Annotated in this window: 15 protein-coding genes; 13 read left to right on the top strand and 2 right to left on the bottom strand. The window is 41.7% G+C overall.

From position 1 onward, the window contains the following. Window positions 1–445 precede the first annotated feature (445 nt). The 10 genes from frdA to fumC all read left to right on the top strand — a co-directional run bounded on the left by frdA (window position 446) and on the right by fumC (window position 10786). Window positions 446–2239, top strand: a complete 1794-nt coding sequence (gene frdA / locus QMF79_RS00935; protein WP_281772399.1) for a fumarate reductase (quinol) flavoprotein subunit — start codon at window positions 446–448, stop codon at window positions 2237–2239. Between the two features lie 9 nt (window positions 2240–2248). After that, entirely contained in the window at window positions 2249–2974 is a 726-nt protein-coding gene (locus QMF79_RS00930) for a succinate dehydrogenase/fumarate reductase iron-sulfur subunit (RefSeq protein WP_281772398.1), read from the top strand. Window positions 2975–2983: 9 nt separating this feature from the next. Then, window positions 2984–3370 carry a fumarate reductase subunit FrdC gene (gene frdC, locus QMF79_RS00925; protein WP_005705970.1) on the top strand — a complete coding sequence of 129 codons (387 nt, stop codon included), beginning with the start codon at window positions 2984–2986 and terminating at the stop codon, window positions 3368–3370. A 9-nt stretch (window positions 3371–3379) separates the two neighbouring features. Further along, complete coding sequence (gene frdD / locus QMF79_RS00920; protein ID WP_281772397.1) at window positions 3380–3736, top strand: fumarate reductase subunit FrdD; 357 nt, start codon at window positions 3380–3382, stop codon at window positions 3734–3736. Window positions 3737–3903: 167 nt separating this feature from the next. Then, window positions 3904–4131, top strand: coding sequence for a YgjV family protein (locus QMF79_RS00915; RefSeq protein WP_111428051.1), 228 nt, complete (start codon window positions 3904–3906; stop codon window positions 4129–4131). A 110-nt stretch (window positions 4132–4241) separates the two neighbouring features. Next, entirely contained in the window at window positions 4242–5225 is a 984-nt protein-coding gene (epmA, locus tag QMF79_RS00910; RefSeq protein WP_281772396.1) for an elongation factor P--(R)-beta-lysine ligase, read from the top strand. 90 nt (window positions 5226–5315) lie between these two features. Beyond that, the gene (lptM, locus tag QMF79_RS00905; RefSeq protein ID WP_281772395.1) at window positions 5316–5426 is read left to right on the top strand and encodes an LPS translocon maturation chaperone LptM; all 111 of its coding nucleotides are present in this window, start codon (window positions 5316–5318) and stop codon (window positions 5424–5426) included. 50 nt (window positions 5427–5476) lie between these two features. Beyond that, window positions 5477–6724 carry a diaminopimelate decarboxylase gene (lysA, locus tag QMF79_RS00900; RefSeq protein WP_281772394.1) on the top strand — a complete coding sequence of 416 codons (1248 nt, stop codon included), beginning with the start codon at window positions 5477–5479 and terminating at the stop codon, window positions 6722–6724. Between the two features lie 334 nt (window positions 6725–7058). Further along, window positions 7059–9059, top strand: coding sequence for an OPT family oligopeptide transporter (locus QMF79_RS00895; RefSeq protein ID WP_281772393.1), 2001 nt, complete (start codon window positions 7059–7061; stop codon window positions 9057–9059). A 332-nt stretch (window positions 9060–9391) separates the two neighbouring features. Further along, a complete protein-coding gene (fumC, locus tag QMF79_RS00890; RefSeq protein ID WP_281772392.1) occupies window positions 9392–10786 on the top strand; it encodes a class II fumarate hydratase in 1395 nt (464 codons plus the stop codon). 99 nt (window positions 10787–10885) lie between these two features. On the opposite strand, the gene rfaD is transcribed toward fumC, so the two are convergent. After that, complete coding sequence (rfaD, locus tag QMF79_RS00885; RefSeq protein WP_281772391.1) at window positions 10886–11812, bottom strand: ADP-glyceromanno-heptose 6-epimerase; 927 nt, start codon at window positions 11810–11812, stop codon at window positions 10886–10888. Window positions 11813–12182: 370 nt separating this feature from the next. Next, a complete protein-coding gene (gene def / locus QMF79_RS00880; protein WP_281772390.1) occupies window positions 12183–12695 on the bottom strand; it encodes a peptide deformylase in 513 nt (170 codons plus the stop codon). A gap of 101 nt (window positions 12696–12796) precedes the next feature. Between def and dprA the strand changes: the two genes are divergently transcribed. The 3 genes from dprA to nusG all read left to right on the top strand — a co-directional run bounded on the left by dprA (window position 12797) and on the right by nusG (window position 15051). Further along, on the top strand, window positions 12797–13942 hold the full coding sequence (dprA, locus tag QMF79_RS00875) for a DNA-processing protein DprA (protein ID WP_281772389.1): 1146 nt from the start codon (window positions 12797–12799) through the stop codon (window positions 13940–13942). A gap of 120 nt (window positions 13943–14062) precedes the next feature. Further along, window positions 14063–14470, top strand: a complete 408-nt coding sequence (secE, locus tag QMF79_RS00870; RefSeq protein WP_281772388.1) for a preprotein translocase subunit SecE — start codon at window positions 14063–14065, stop codon at window positions 14468–14470. Window positions 14471–14481: 11 nt separating this feature from the next. Further along, window positions 14482–15051, top strand: a complete 570-nt coding sequence (gene nusG, locus QMF79_RS00865) for a transcription termination/antitermination protein NusG (RefSeq protein WP_119222353.1) — start codon at window positions 14482–14484, stop codon at window positions 15049–15051. The last annotated feature ends 274 nt before the right edge of the window (window positions 15052–15325 follow it).

Genomic DNA, 15325 nt, shown 5'->3' with positions numbered 1-15325 from the left:
TTATTTTTGTACCATTATGTATGGTTAAATTAATTGATATTATATTTTTAAGTAAGATATTTTCTGATAGAAAATACAACGAAGTAATCCAAATCTTATGCTATTTAATAATTGTGTCAATGATAGTTTTTTATAACATACCTCTTTTTTAAACTAAGTCAATGTTATGTTTCTTAATATAGGAGTATGGCTCTGTATTTATGTTATTTCTATCTGGTTTTGAGAATATATGGTTTAAAAATGGATTTGTTCGGCATTGAATTGAAGAAATAATATAAATTTAACCTCTTAATTATTAATAATAATTCTCACTATTGTTTATTTTTTGAAGTAGATCACAAAAGCAAAATTTTTTTGTTAAAAAAATGTGAAATTCCTTTTTTTTATACCTCTAAAGTGTCAGAATGAACACGCTTTTTACCTATGATTATTTTTTGGAGTGCATATGAAAAGTGTTAATTTTGATGTCGCAATTGTCGGTGCAGGGGGCGGTGGTTTGCGTGCCGCAATTGCAGCAGCAGAAGCAAATCCGAACTTAAAAATCGCTTTAATCTCAAAAGTTTATCCAATGCGTAGCCATACTGTGGCAGCAGAAGGTGGTTCAGCAGCAGTAATTAAAGATAACGATTCATTCGATAACCACTTTAACGACACTGTAGGCGGTGGCGACTGGTTATGTGAGCAAGATATTGTTGAATATTTCGTCGAGCATTCTCCAATTGAGATGACTCAATTAGAGCGTTGGGGTTGCCCTTGGAGCCGTCGTGAAGATGGTGAAGTAAATGTGCGTCGTTTCGGTGGGATGAAAATCGAACGTACTTGGTTTGCAGCCGATAAAACAGGCTTCCATATCTTACATACACTTTTCCAAACTTCAATGAAATACCCTAACATCGTGCGTTTTGACGAGCACTTTGTATTAGATATTTTAACCGACAATGGCGAAGCACGCGGTTGTGTGGCAATGAATATGATGGAAGGCACATTAGTGCAAATCAATGCATCTGCAGTGGTTATCGCAACAGGTGGTGGTTGCCGAACTTATCGCTTCAACACTAATGGTGGTATCGTAACTGGTGATGGCTTATCAATGGCATATCGTCACGGTGTGGCATTACGTGATATGGAATTCGTACAATATCACCCAACAGGCTTACCAAATACAGGTATTTTAATGACCGAAGGTTGTCGTGGTGAAGGTGGTATCTTAGTCAATAAAGATGGTTACCGTTACTTACAAGATTATGGCTTAGGACCAGAAACCCCAATCGGCAAACCAGAAAACAAATATATGGAATTAGGCCCTCGTGACCGAGTTTCTCAAGCATTCTGGCAAGAGTGGAAAAAAGGTAACACTTTAAAAACTGCAAAAGGCGTGGATGTGGTTCACTTAGACTTACGTCACTTAGGTGAAAAACATTTAACTGAACGTTTACCGTTCATCTGCGAATTAGCTCGTGCGTATGAAGGTGTGGATCCAGTAACTCAACCAATCCCAGTGCGCCCAGTGGTTCACTACACCATGGGTGGTATTGAAGTGGATATGCATGCTGAAACCTCAATCAAAGGTTTATATGCAGTGGGTGAATGTGCTTCTTCAGGCTTACACGGTGCAAACCGCTTAGGTTCTAACTCATTAGCTGAACTTGTGGTATTCGGTAAAGTGGCGGGTGAAAATGCGGCACGCCGTGCGTTAGAAGCAGGTCCTGCAAACCAAGCACAAATCGATGCACAAGCGAAAGATGTAGTTGCACGCTTAACCGCATTAGCGAACCAAGAAGGTAACGAATCTTACTCAGACATTCGTAACCAAATGGGTGATGCAATGGAAGAAGGTTGTGGTATCTACCGTACACAAGAAGGTATGGAAGGTGCGGTTAACAAAATCGAAGAGCTTAAAGAACGTTATAAACGCATTAGCGTGAAAGATAAATCAAGCGTATTCAATACCGATTTACTCTACAAAATCGAACTTGGCTTTATCTTAGACGTAGCACAATCTATCGCTTGCTCTGCGGTTGAACGTAAAGAATCTCGTGGTGCACACCAACGTTTAGACTTCACAGAACGTGATGATGTGAACTACTTAAAACACACCCAAGCATTCTACAATGCAGATGGCAAACCAACTATCAAATATAGCGATGTGAAAATCACCAAATCTCAACCTGCAAAACGTGTGTACGGTGCAGAAGGTGCAGCACAAGAAGCAGCGAAAAAAGCGGCACAACAAAAATAGGGGATAGCTATGGAAAAAATGACGATTGAAGTGCTTCGTTACAACCCAGAAGTGGATAGCGAACCACATTTAGAAAAATATGAAGTGCCATTTGATGGTCAAACTTCATTGTTAGATGCATTAAACTACATCAAAGATGAGTTACAACCAGAGCTTTCTTACCGTTGGTCTTGCCGTATGGCGATCTGCGGTTCTTGCGGTATGATGGTAAATGGCAAACCAAAATTAGCGTGTAAAACATTCTTACGTGACTACAGCGGTTATATGCGTATTGAACCACTTCAAAACTTCCCGATTGAACGCGACTTAGTGGTGGATTTAAGCCACTTTATTGATAGCCTTGAAGCAATTCAACCTTACATTATTGATAATAAAACGCCAGAGGGACAACGTACTAAACAAACTCCAGCACAGCTTGAGAAATATCGTCAATTCTCAATGTGTATCAACTGTGGTTTATGCTACGCCGCTTGCCCTCAATTTGGTTTAAACCCAGAGTTTATCGGTCCTGCTGCCTTAACCTTAGCTCACCGCTATAACTTAGATAACCGTGATAACGGTCGTGAACAACGTATGAAGTTATTAAGTTCTCAAAACGGTGTATGGAGCTGTACTTTCGTTGGTTACTGCTCAGAAGTGTGTCCAAAACACGTAGGTCCTGCTTCTGCGATTAACCAAGGCAAATTAGAAAGTGCGAAAGACTATGTTATTTCAATGTTAAAACCAAAAGGTTAAGGGGAAGTTATGACAACAAAACGTAAAGCCTATGTGCGTGAAGTAAAACCTACTTGGTGGACGAAGGTCGGTTTTTATAAATTCTATATGGTGCGTGAAGCAACGGCGATCCCAACGGTTTGGTTCTGTTTAGTGTTACTTTATGGTGTCATTTCATTAGGTAATGGTACATTTGATACTAGCTTCGTAGATTTCTTAAAAAATCCAATTGTGATCATCTTAAACCTTGTAAGTTTAGCGGCAATGTTGTTGCACGCTGCAACACTCTTCATTATGACCCCACAAGTCTTGGGTATTATGGTAAAAGGTGAAAAATTACCTGTGGCAACGGGTGCAAAAATTATGTGGGGTATTACCGCCGTAATTAGCATCATCGTATTAGCCCTTGCGTTATAGGAGTGAAATATGAGCAAACAAGACGTTATTAACAAAGCGGTAAAATCAAACGAACCGCCAGTATGGTTACTCTTTAGTGCAGGTGGCTCAGTCAGTGCGTTCTTCTTCCCTGTGGTGATTTTAATCTTCGCATTATTGTTACCATTTGGTATCGTTGATGCACAAACCATTATCGCATTCGCACACACTTGGATTGGTAAACTTGTAATCTTAGTATTAACTATCTTCCCAATGTGGGCAGGTATGCATCGTGTTCACCACGGCTTACACGACTTAAAAGTACACCTCCCAGCAGGTGGAGTGATTTTCTACGGATTATCAGCAGTTTACACAGTCGTTGTAGCGTACTTAACATTAAGCCTATAATGCTACTGCACAAGCGGTTAAAGATACTAAGAGCCTTGCAAATGAAAATTTACAGGGCTTTTTTGTAAATTTCTCTCACGCAAACCTTTGCTTTTCAAATACTTACCGACAAAATGAAAAAGAACGTGTAAAATGTCAACATACTTTTTTTGAATCAAGGATATAAAATGAATGCGATTGAAATTTTAGGTTATGTTGCGTCTATCTTAGTGGCAAGTTCATTTTTTATGAAAGATGTCGTTAAACTTCGTACAATTAACACGCTAGGTGCTATTGGTTTTGTGATTTATGGGCTGTTGTTGCCTACGTATCCTGTAGCATTTTTGAATACGTTGGTTGCAGGTGCGAATATTTACTATATTTGGCAAGCATTAAAGCAAAACAATACAAAATAAGACACACCACCTTCGGGTGGTTTTATTTTTATAAGCGGTTGTCTTTCTGCTTGAAATATAAAAAGAGCTGTTTTACCCTAATACCAATTTTAGAAATAACCTGAGAAACGATGAATCCAACCGATTTAAGCCAAGTAAAATGGCAACCGACCGCACCGATTGAAAATTTGCTCAAGCGAGCGAAAATAATGAAAAATATCCGTCAGTTCTTTGCAGATCGCGGCGTGTTAGAAGTTGAAACGCCCGTGCTGAGTGAATTTTCGGTAACCGATGTGCATCTTTCTACCTTCCAAACGCAATTTCTTCCGCCCTTTGAGCGAGAAACAAGGCCCCTTTATTTAATGACTAGCCCTGAATATCATATGAAACGCTTGCTTGTCGCAGGCTCTGGGGCGATTTATCAGCTCTGTAAAGTCTTTCGTAACGAAGAGGCAGGCAAACGCCACAATCCTGAATTTACGATGTTGGAATGGTATCGCCCCTATTTCGATATGTACCGTTTAATTAACGAAGTGGATGATTTATTGCAAGAAATTTTGGACTGTGAGCCTGCAGAGTCTTTTAGCTATCAATTTGTGTTCCAAACTTATGTAGGGTTAGATCCCCTTTCTGCAACCAAAGCCCAATTAGTCGAAAAAGCTCGCAAGTACGGTTTCCAATGCGATGACGATGAGAATCGCGATACTTTATTACAATTTTTATTTAGCGAAATTGTAGAAGCCAATATCGGCAAAGAACGTCCCACTGCGGTTTATCATTTTCCGTCGACCCAAGCTGCACTCGCCCAAGTGAGTAGTGAAGATCATCGCGTGGCTGAACGTTTTGAGTTTTATTATAAAGGCTTAGAGCTTGCCAACGGTTTTCACGAATTAGATGATACCAAAGAGCAAATTCGGCGTTTTAATGCGGATAATGTTGAACGCGAAAAAATGGGGTTGCCACTGCAAGCGTTAGATACTCGTTTCCTCGCTTCACTGGAAGCGGGAATGCCTGACTGTTCTGGGGTGGCATTGGGCGTGGATCGCTTAGTGATGATTGCATTGGGTGCAGAGCATATCCGTGATGTGATAGCCTTTAGTGTGGAGAGTGCGTAAAAACCGATTCTTTATAGCAATAGGCTTTTTAGTTCGGGTGCTTTCCTTTACAATCGCCTTATCTTTTGGATTATCTTCTTAGGACTTATGATGAAAAAATTTCTTCTCCTTGCAATGTTAGCAAGTTTTTTAACCGCTTGTGGGGTAAAAGGTGCACTTTATTTCCCAGAAAATGCACCTGTTCAACAAAGCCAAAACTAATAATAAGCGGTCGATTCCCAATTTATTTTTACAAACACAACGGAAACTATATGAACCATTTTGAATATAAAAATCAACAACTTTTTGCCGAAGATGTGGCAATTGCTGACATTATTAGCGAACACGGCACACCTGCTTATATCTATTCTCGTGCAACGCTTGAACGCCATTGGTACGCTTTTGACAACGCTTTTGGCTCGCACCCGCACTTAATCTGCTTTGCCGTAAAATCAAATTCCAACATTGCCCTGTTAAACGTGATGGCAAAACTCGGGTCTGGCTTTGATATCGTGTCGCAGGGTGAATTAGAGCGTGTACTGGCTGCGGGCGGCGAAGCCTCAAAAGTGGTCTTTTCGGGTGTGGCAAAATCGCACAGTGAAATTGAGCGTGCATTGGACGTGGGTATTCGTTGCTTCAATGTGGAGTCGATTCCTGAATTGCACCGCATTAATGAAGTGGCAGGCAAAATGGGTAAAATCGCACCAATTTCTCTGCGTGTTAATCCAGACGTGGACGCCAAAACTCACCCTTATATTTCCACAGGCTTGAAAGAGAATAAATTTGGCGTGAGCGTACAACAAGCACGTGAAGTTTACCGCTTAGCGAAAACCTTGCCGAACGTGAAAATTACGGGAATGGATTGCCACATTGGCTCACAACTGACCGAATTACAGCCGTTCTTAGATGCGACCGACCGTTTAATCGTGTTGATGGAACAGCTCAAAGAAGATGGCATCGAACTACATCACCTAGACTTAGGCGGTGGCTTGGGCGTGCCTTATAACGGTGAAGAGCCACCACATCCAACCGAATACACGGAAGCGTTGCTTGCAAAATTGGAAAATTACCCAAACTTGGAAATCATTTTAGAGCCAGGACGTGCGATCAGTGCGAATGCGGGGATTTTAGTGACTAAAGTGGAATATCTGAAATCAAACGAAGACCGTAATTTTGCGATTGTGGATACGGGTATGAATGATATGATCCGCCCAGCACTTTACGAAGCCTATATGCAAATTATCGAAGTAAATCAATCGCTTGATCGCGAAAAGGCAGTTTATGATGTGGTAGGCCCTATTTGTGAAACGTCTGATTTCTTAGGCAAAGGCAGAGAATTAGCGATTGCCGAAGGCGATTTAATCGCAATGCGTTCAGCAGGGGCGTATGGGGCAACTATGTCTTCCACCTATAATTCCCGCCTACAAGCGGTCGAAATTTTGGTAGATGGTGCAAAAGCCCACTTGATTAAAGCTAGGGCTGATTTTGCAGACTTGTGGAGATTGGAAAAATTAATTTAATTTCTCTAAAATAAAATTTCCAGTATAAAGCCCCAATGTGATCTTGAACTGAGCACAAAGGGGTTTTTCTTTTATTCTCTTTACTCTTTTACTCCAGGTGTGAAATCAGGCTACTGCTCAATGCTGAAAGCTCGAAATGCAATACCAATTTCAGCATAAGCCTGCGTTACTCTTATTGCTTATAGTTATATTCCAAATGAAAAAACTTTCCTCTGCTTTTTCGCACAAAATTTGTTCATTACTAAAATTTGGGATATTTTCTTTAAACAAGGCTTGAAAAACCTAGCATTTTCTGAGAAGGTAACTCCGTTTATTTTTGATAAAGGAACGTATTATGCATAATGATAATTTGAAAGAGCTAACCCTACGGGGGATGGTGTTGGGGGCGTTGATAACGGTACTGTTTACCGCATCAAACGTCTATTTAGGGCTGAAAGTGGGGATGACCTTTGCGTCTTCCATTCCTGCTGCGGTGATTTCTATGGCGGTGCTGAAATTCTTTAAAGATTCCAGCATTCTTGAAAACAATATGGTGCAAACACAGGCGTCTTCTGCGGGAACGCTGTCGTCCGTGATTTTTGTGTTACCAGGTTTGTTGATGATGGGCTATTGGCAAGATTTTCCATTCTGGCAAACAATGTTGATTTGTGCCGCTGGTGGTACATTAGGCGTGCTGTTTACCATTCCGCTTCGTCGTGCAATGGTCGTGAATAGTGATTTACCTTATCCTGAAGGCGTGGCTGCGGCAGAAATTCTCAAAGCAGGCAACCACGGAGAGGGCGATAGTGGCGTGAAAGATATTGCTTACGGTGGGATTTTTGCAGCAACGGTCGCCTTTTTTACTAACGGCTTACGTATAGTGGCAGATGGTGCAAGTGCGTGGGTAAGCAGTGGTAAAGCCATGTTCCAACTGCCAATGGGCTTCTCATTGGCGTTAGTCGGTGCGGGTTACTTAATTGGTATCGTAGGCGGTTTGGCGATGCTGCTTGGTGTAGCCCTTACTTGGGGCGTTGCCGTGCCGTATTTTACCGCACACGCAGATATTGCAGCGGATGCGAATATGGTGGATGTAGCAATGACGGTTTGGAAAACCAAAGTGCGTTTTATCGGCGTGGGAACCATTGGGATTGCAGCAATTTGGACGTTGTTAATTTTGATGAAACCGATGATTGAAGGGATGGTGCATTCGTTCCGTATGTTAAAAGGCAATGCGGGCGAATCGGTGGAACGCATTGACATTGACCTTTCGCCAAAAACGATGATTTATATCTTAATCGCAACGGTTGCCTTGATTGTGATTTCACTTTATCACTTTATCGCAGCTGCCCCAATTTCGCCAGAATTAGCGGTGTTATTGGTGGTGGTTTGTACCTTCTTAGCAGTCTTTATCGGCTTTTTCGTCGCGGCAGCTTCGGGGTATATGGCGGGCTTAGTGGGATCATCTTCAAGCCCAATTTCAGGTATCGGGATTATTTCGGTGATCGTGATTTCGTTGGTGTTAGTGACTATCGGCAACTCTGCAGGTTTATTTGAAACGGTAGATGGTCAGAAATTTTTGACTGCTTTAACGCTTTTCACGGCATCTATCGTTTTAACCACTGCGACCATTTCAAACGATAACTTGCAAGATTTAAAAACAGGTTTGCTCGTTCATGCGACACCATGGAGACAACAAGTTGCCTTGATTATCGGCTGTTTCGTCGGTGCGTTGGTAATAGCGCCAGTGTTAGAGATTCTCTACCATGCTTACGGCTTCAGCGGTGCGTTGCCTCGCCCTGATATGGATCCTGCACAAGCGTTATCTGCACCACAAGCAACGATTATGACCACCATTTCACAAGGGATTTTCTCAAATAAATTGGAATGGACTTACATTTTAAGCGGTGTGGGTTTAGGTGCAGTGTTGATTGTGATTGATGCTTTCTTGAAAAAAATCAGCGACAAGAAAATCGGTTTACCAGTGATCGCTGTGGGTATCGGTATCTACTTACCGCCATCAATCAATATGCCTGTAATTATTGGGGCATTTTTAGCGTGGTTCATTACCCGTCATATTGCAAACTATGCAAAACGCACAGGTAATAAAGCAGTAGTTGCTAAAGCAGAACGTTTCGGCACACTCTTTTCTGCGGGCTTAATTGTAGGCGAAAGTTTGATGGGTGTGGTGTTAGCGTTTGTGATCGCTGCTTCCGTTACTTCAGGTGGCTCTGAAGCACCACTTGCCTTAAACCTTGAAAACTGGGAAGGCGTGGCAGAAGTGCTTGGATTAGCGATCTTCCTCTTCGGTTTATTCTTATTTGCTAGCCGCGTGTTGCGTGCGAAGAGAGCGAAGTAAGTTAGGTTTGAAATTGAATGAGGTAAGGCATACAATATTGGGAGGCCGGGGTTAGCTACCAACTAACCTCTTCCCGATTGTATTAAGACAATCAGGCAATGTGCTACTGTCAAGCAACAACATTGCCCAGGTCGCCGATAGCACGAGATTTAACATAGAACCGCCTTTACTGGCGGTTTTTTCTTATGCCGAGGGTGTTGCCTTCTATCATTCATCAAAAATGTGATCTACATCATAAAACCAACACAAAACCATAGTCCAATCCGCACGAAATCGGTACTATATAACTCAAATTTGTTATTCAATCCTTTTCACAACTCACGGAGTATTTTATGGAATTTCGTATTGAAAAAGACACTATGGGCGAAGTGCAAGTACCAGCAGAAAAATACTGGGCGGCGCAAACCGAACGTTCACGCAATAACTTCAAAATCGGGCCGGAAGCCTCAATGCCGCACGAAATCATTGAAGCCTTTGGTTATTTGAAAAAAGCGGCAGCATTTGCTAACCACGATTTAGGCGTGTTGTCTGCGGAAAAACGCGATTTAATCGCACAAGCCTGTGATGAAATTCTAGCAAATAAACTCGACGACCAATTCCCGCTCGTTATCTGGCAAACAGGTTCAGGTACGCAATCGAATATGAACGTGAACGAAGTGGTAGCAAACCGTGCACACGTTTTACACGGTGGTAAATTGGGCGAAAAATCAATCATTCACCCAAATGACGATGTGAACAAATCACAATCTTCAAACGATACCTTCCCAACGGCAATGCACATTGCCGCATACAAAAAAGTGGTAGAAACCACTATTCCTGCGGTAGAACGCTTACAAAAAACCTTAGCAACAAAATCTGAGGCATTCAAAGATGTAGTGAAAATTGGTCGTACGCACTTAATGGATGCAACCCCATTAACATTGGGTCAAGAGTTCTCGGCTTATGCCGCACAATTACACTTCGGTTTAATCGCATTGAAAAACACGCTTCCACACTTACGTCAATTGGCATTAGGTGGCACAGCGGTAGGCACAGGTTTGAATACACCAAAAGGCTATGATGTGTTAGTTGCAGATTACATCGCAAAATTCACCGCTTTACCATTCGAAACAGCAGAAAATAAATTCGAAGCATTAGCAGCACACGATGCAATCGTGGAAACTCACGGAGCATTAAAACAGTTAGCGGTGAGTTTATTCAAAATCGCTAACGACATTCGCTTATTAGCGTCAGGTCCGCGTTCTGGTATCGGTGAAATTTTAATTCCAGAAAACGAACCAGGCTCATCCATTATGCCGGGTAAAGTAAATCCAACCCAATGCGAAGCGATGACGATGGTTTGTGCGCAAGTGTTAGGTAACGACACCACTATCTCATTCGTTGGTTCACAAGGTCACTTCCAATTAAACGTGTATAACCCAGTAATGATCGCAAACTTCTTACAATCTGCACAATTATTAGCAGATGCGTGCGTATCATTCGACGAGCACTGTGCGGTAGGTATCGAACCGAACTATCCACGCATTAAACAACAATTAGAGCAATCTTTAATGTTGGTAACGGCGTTAAATACCCACATTGGTTACGAAAATGCAGCGAAAATTGCGAAAACCGCTCACAAAAACGGCACAACATTGAAAGAAGAAGCGATTAACTTAGGCTTATTAACCGCTGAACAATTCGATGCTTGGGTTCGCCCAGAAGATATGGTGGGTAGTTTGAAATAGTGTTTAAGTTTTTAAAGAAAGTGTAACCAAACAGCAAGCGGTCAAATTTGCAAAGGAAATGGCATATTTGATCGCTTGAGTTTTGTATTTTAATGATAATTAACGATTCAACCACGCCATATAAGCCGCAGTACCTTCGGCAACTGATTTAAATTCGCCTGTGTAGCCCGCTGTACGTAAGGTAGTTAAATCCGCTTGAGTGAAAGTTTGGTAGCGTGATTTTAAGTGGTCTGGGAACGGGATGGTTTCAATTTCGCCTTTACCGTGGAATTTAATCACCGCTTCCGCCACCGCTTTGAACGATTCCGCTTTGCCTGTGCCAAGGTTGTAAATGCCTGAAATGCCATTTTGCCACGCCCAGATATTCACTTTCGCCACATCTTCTACATACACAAAATCGCGTAAAAATTCTTCTGAACCTTCAAACAATTTTGGATTTTCGCCTTTCAACATTTGATTGTTGAGGTGGAATGCCACGCTTGCCATTGAGCCTTTGTGCTGTTCGCGTGGACCGTAAACGTTGAAGTATTTGAAACCACATACAGGAGAATCTGCTTCAGGCAAGATTCTGCGAACATATTCATCAAATAAGAACTTTGAGTAGCCATACGCGTTTAATGGGCCTTCAAATTCACGTTTTTCGATAAAGTTATCTGAACGACCACCGTAGGTTGCCGCACTTGAAGCGTAGAAGAAGGGAATTTGGCGATCTAAACAGAAATGCAACAACTCTTTGGAGTATTCGTAGTTGTTGTGCATTAAGTATTTGCCGTCCCATTCGGTAGTAGCTGAACAAGCTCCTTCGTGGAATACCGCATCAATGTCACCAAAATCGTCGCCTGCGATAATTGAAGCAATGAAATCTTCTTTATCGCAATAATCTGCGATGTCTAAATCTACTAAATTGATGAATTTTTCCCCATTTTTGAGATTGTCCACCACTAAAATATCTTTGCGACCCATTTCATTTAAGGCTTTGACGATATTGCTGCCGATCATACCAAAGCCGCCAGTTACGATAATCATAGATTTTCCTTATGCTGATTAAAATTGCGGATATTATCGGTTGAACAGGGCGGATTTGCAAATTTTTGCTGAAAATTGACCGCTTGAAATGGAAGAAAGGTAAAATGAAAACTTATTGAACCCTCATTTTTACTCTTATTTTATTAGGCGAACAGCCTGAGCCAAGCAATCAGCGTTTGCATATTTGCAGTGCGGATTATCTTTAGAAGGGAAAGAGATCTTAACTTTTAATTACCGAAAAAAACCACCTAAATGGTGGTTTTTATTTACGCCTAAAATTTCAACAGCAGAAATGGTTAAAATCTGTTGCTGATTTGTTTTCCATTTTCGACTTATCCTTCGACAAGCTTAGGAATCGTCTCAAAAAAACTTACTTCGCTCTCGCAATTTGCTTTTTCAGCTTTTGCATTTTTTCTTTAATACGTTGGCGTTTGAGGGCGGAAATGTGATCCACGAACAGCACACCGTTGAGGTGATCGATTTCATGTTGAATGCAAATCGCAAATAAGCCATCTGCCTCGTAAATCACCTCTTCACCTTGGCGGTTTAATGCTTTGACCTTCACTTTTTCTTTGCGTGGCACTAACGCACGATGCCCTGGAATAGATAAACAGCCTTCCTCAATGCCCGTTTCGCCTTCACTTTCCAAAATTTCTGGGTTGATTAACACCACTTGGTTGGTTTTATCGCCCTCAATGTCGATGGTAATTACACGATTTAATACGCCTACTTGCGGTGCGGCAAGCCCGATGCCTTCGTGTTCGTACATCGTCTCAAACATATCGTCGATAAATTGGTTTAATTCTGCATCGACTTTTGCTACGGGTTCGCACACCGTTGCAAGTCGCTCATCTGGGTATAAAACGACCTCTAATACTGCCATTTTTGTGATCTCGCTCGAAAATTTTAAAAGATTTAGTTGGCTATTTTAGCCTTTTTCTTATGATTAGGGAAATTTTCCTTTTTTCTAGGCTTTATTTCGGAATGCGTCTAGTTTCTCTGCTCAAATTATTGCAAGTGCCACAAATAGGTGCTCAAAAAATCGCTCGCCTGTTGGCGGAAATAGACTTCGACCAATTTTGCCAATTCGACAAACAGCAACTTCGCCAAATGGGTTGGAACGAAAAGCAAATCCAGCGTTGGTTTCAGCCAGATCAGGCGTGGATTAATGTGGCACTTTCGTGGGCAGAGCAGGAGGACAACCGCATTCTGACCTTGTTTGATGATAATTATCCCTTTTTGCTACGCCAAATCAGCACCGCTCCGCCCGTATTATTCGTGAAAGGTTCGGTAGAAAGTTTGAGCTTACCGCAAATTGCGATGGTGGGAAGCCGTGATTTTTCCCATTATGGCGAATACTGGGCAGGCTATTTTGCCTCGGAATTAGTTAAAAATGGCTTTGCGGTCACAAGCGGGTTGGCGATTGGTATTGACGGCTTTTGTCATCAGCGGGTGGTAGCAGAAAAGGGCACCACAATTGCTGTACTTGGCTCTGGCTTGGCACAGGTTTACCCAGCACGACACAAAAAATTAGCAGAGCAGATAATTGAGACTGGCGGGGCATTAGTGTCGGAATTTTTCCCTAATCAGCCTCCAATTGCCGAGAATTTCCCGCGCCGAAATCGCATTATCAGTGGGCTTTCGTTAGGCACATTAGTGGTAGAAGCAACGATTAACAGCGGATCGCTCATTACTGCTCGTTATGCTTTGGAACAAGGTCGGGAGGTGTTTGCTCTACCAAATGCAGTGCAAAATCCTTATTCTGCGGGTTGCCATAAGCTCATTAAAGAAGGGGCATTATTGACGGAAAGCATTGAAGACATTTTGCAAGCAGTACAATATCAGTTGCAAAGAGAGCCTATGCAAGCAGAGCTGTTTGACGGTGAAACGCAAGCGGTGGATTCTGTGCCACGTTTTGCAAAATCGGCAGCCGTGCCAGTTGCAAAGACTTTGCCAGAAATGACCGCTTGCCAGCAGCAGATTTTCGAACAGATTAGCCTTGAACCGATAGCGATTGATGATATTGCCAAAGCGGTGGAGATGGATGTGTCGATGTTGTTGGTTGAACTTCTAAACTTGGAATTGTTAGGTGTGGTGAAATCGGTAAATGGTGGGTATGTTCTTGCTTAACCTTTTTCAGAGAGTGTATATATTTTTTACAAAAGATCGTGTTAAAAATTAAGAAAAATGCTACAATCTCTCGCTTTAAAAAATTAGACGTCTATTTTCTACACAAATTTTAGGGTTCATATGGCTACTGAGAAAAAAACAAAAGCTCCTGAACAGATTGAAAAAGCAGGGGTAAAAAGCAAGGGCTTAAATACGACATTATGGATTGTGGTGATTGTGCTTTTAGCGGTGGCGGCGATTGGTAATACTTATTTTGCCTCACACTTTGCACTGGTTGTTCGCGTGTTATTATTAGTGGTTTTAGTGGTTGGTGCAGTTGCTGTTGCAGCAATAACTAACCAAGGTCAAAAAGCGATCGGTTTTATGAAAGAATCTCGCACCGAATTACGCAAAATTATTTGGCCAACTCGCCCAGAAGCAACGCAAACTACGTTCATCGTGATTGCAATGTGTATCGTAGTTTCACTGGTATTATGGGGCTTTGATACTATTATCGTGGCATTAATTAATTTCATTACTAATCTATAAGGCTAAGCAAAATGAGTGAAGTAGAAACAACAACAGAAGCAAGTAAAAAACGTTGGTATGTACTCCAAGCATTTTCAGGATTTGAAAATCGTGTTGCGGTAACCTTACGTGAATACATCAAATTACATAAAATGGAAGATCAGTTTGGTGAAGTGTTAGTGCCAACTGAAGAAATCATTGAAAATGTGGGCGGCAAACGCCGTAAAACAGAACGTAAATTCTTCCCTGGTTATGTATTAGTGGAAATGGAAATGAACGATTACACTTGGCAGTTAGTTCGTAGCGTGCCACGTGTGATGGGTTTTATTGGCGGTACCGCAGATAAACCAGCCCCAATTTCAAGAAAAGAAGCAGACCGTATTCTTAACCGTGTACAAGAAACGGCAGAAAAACCACGTCATCGTAACGAATACTTCCCAGGCGAAAGCGTACGTGTTACGGAGGGTCCATTTGCAGACTTTACTGGTACAGTGGAAGAAGTGGATTACGAAAAAGGACGTATTAAAGTGTCTGTATCAATCTTCGGACGAGCAACCCCTGTTGAGCTTGAGTTCAACCAAGTGGAAAAACAACACGGTTAATTCAAAATTGGCAAAACAAAAAAGAAAACCGACCGCTTGGTTGGTTTTCTTTTTTGTGCTTTGTTATTGTGAAATGCTTGAAAAACGGCCACAATTTCGGTAAAATTCGCTACCAATTACGAGCCATTTTATATGGCTCGTATTTTTGTGTAGCACATCGTGCTTTTTATCATAGGGGAGCAAGCTTTGCTTGCGTTACCACCCACTTAGAGGAAACTTAAAAATGGCAAAAAAAGTCCAAGCATACGTTAAGTTGCAAGTTGCAGCTGGTATG

Origin of the sequence: Pseudohaemophilus parahaemolyticus, from assembly GCF_938021905.1 — a bacterium.
GTDB lineage: Bacteria > Pseudomonadota > Gammaproteobacteria > Enterobacterales > Pasteurellaceae > Haemophilus_A > Haemophilus_A parahaemolyticus_B.
This window is presented reverse-complemented; position numbering and strand designations above follow the sequence as displayed.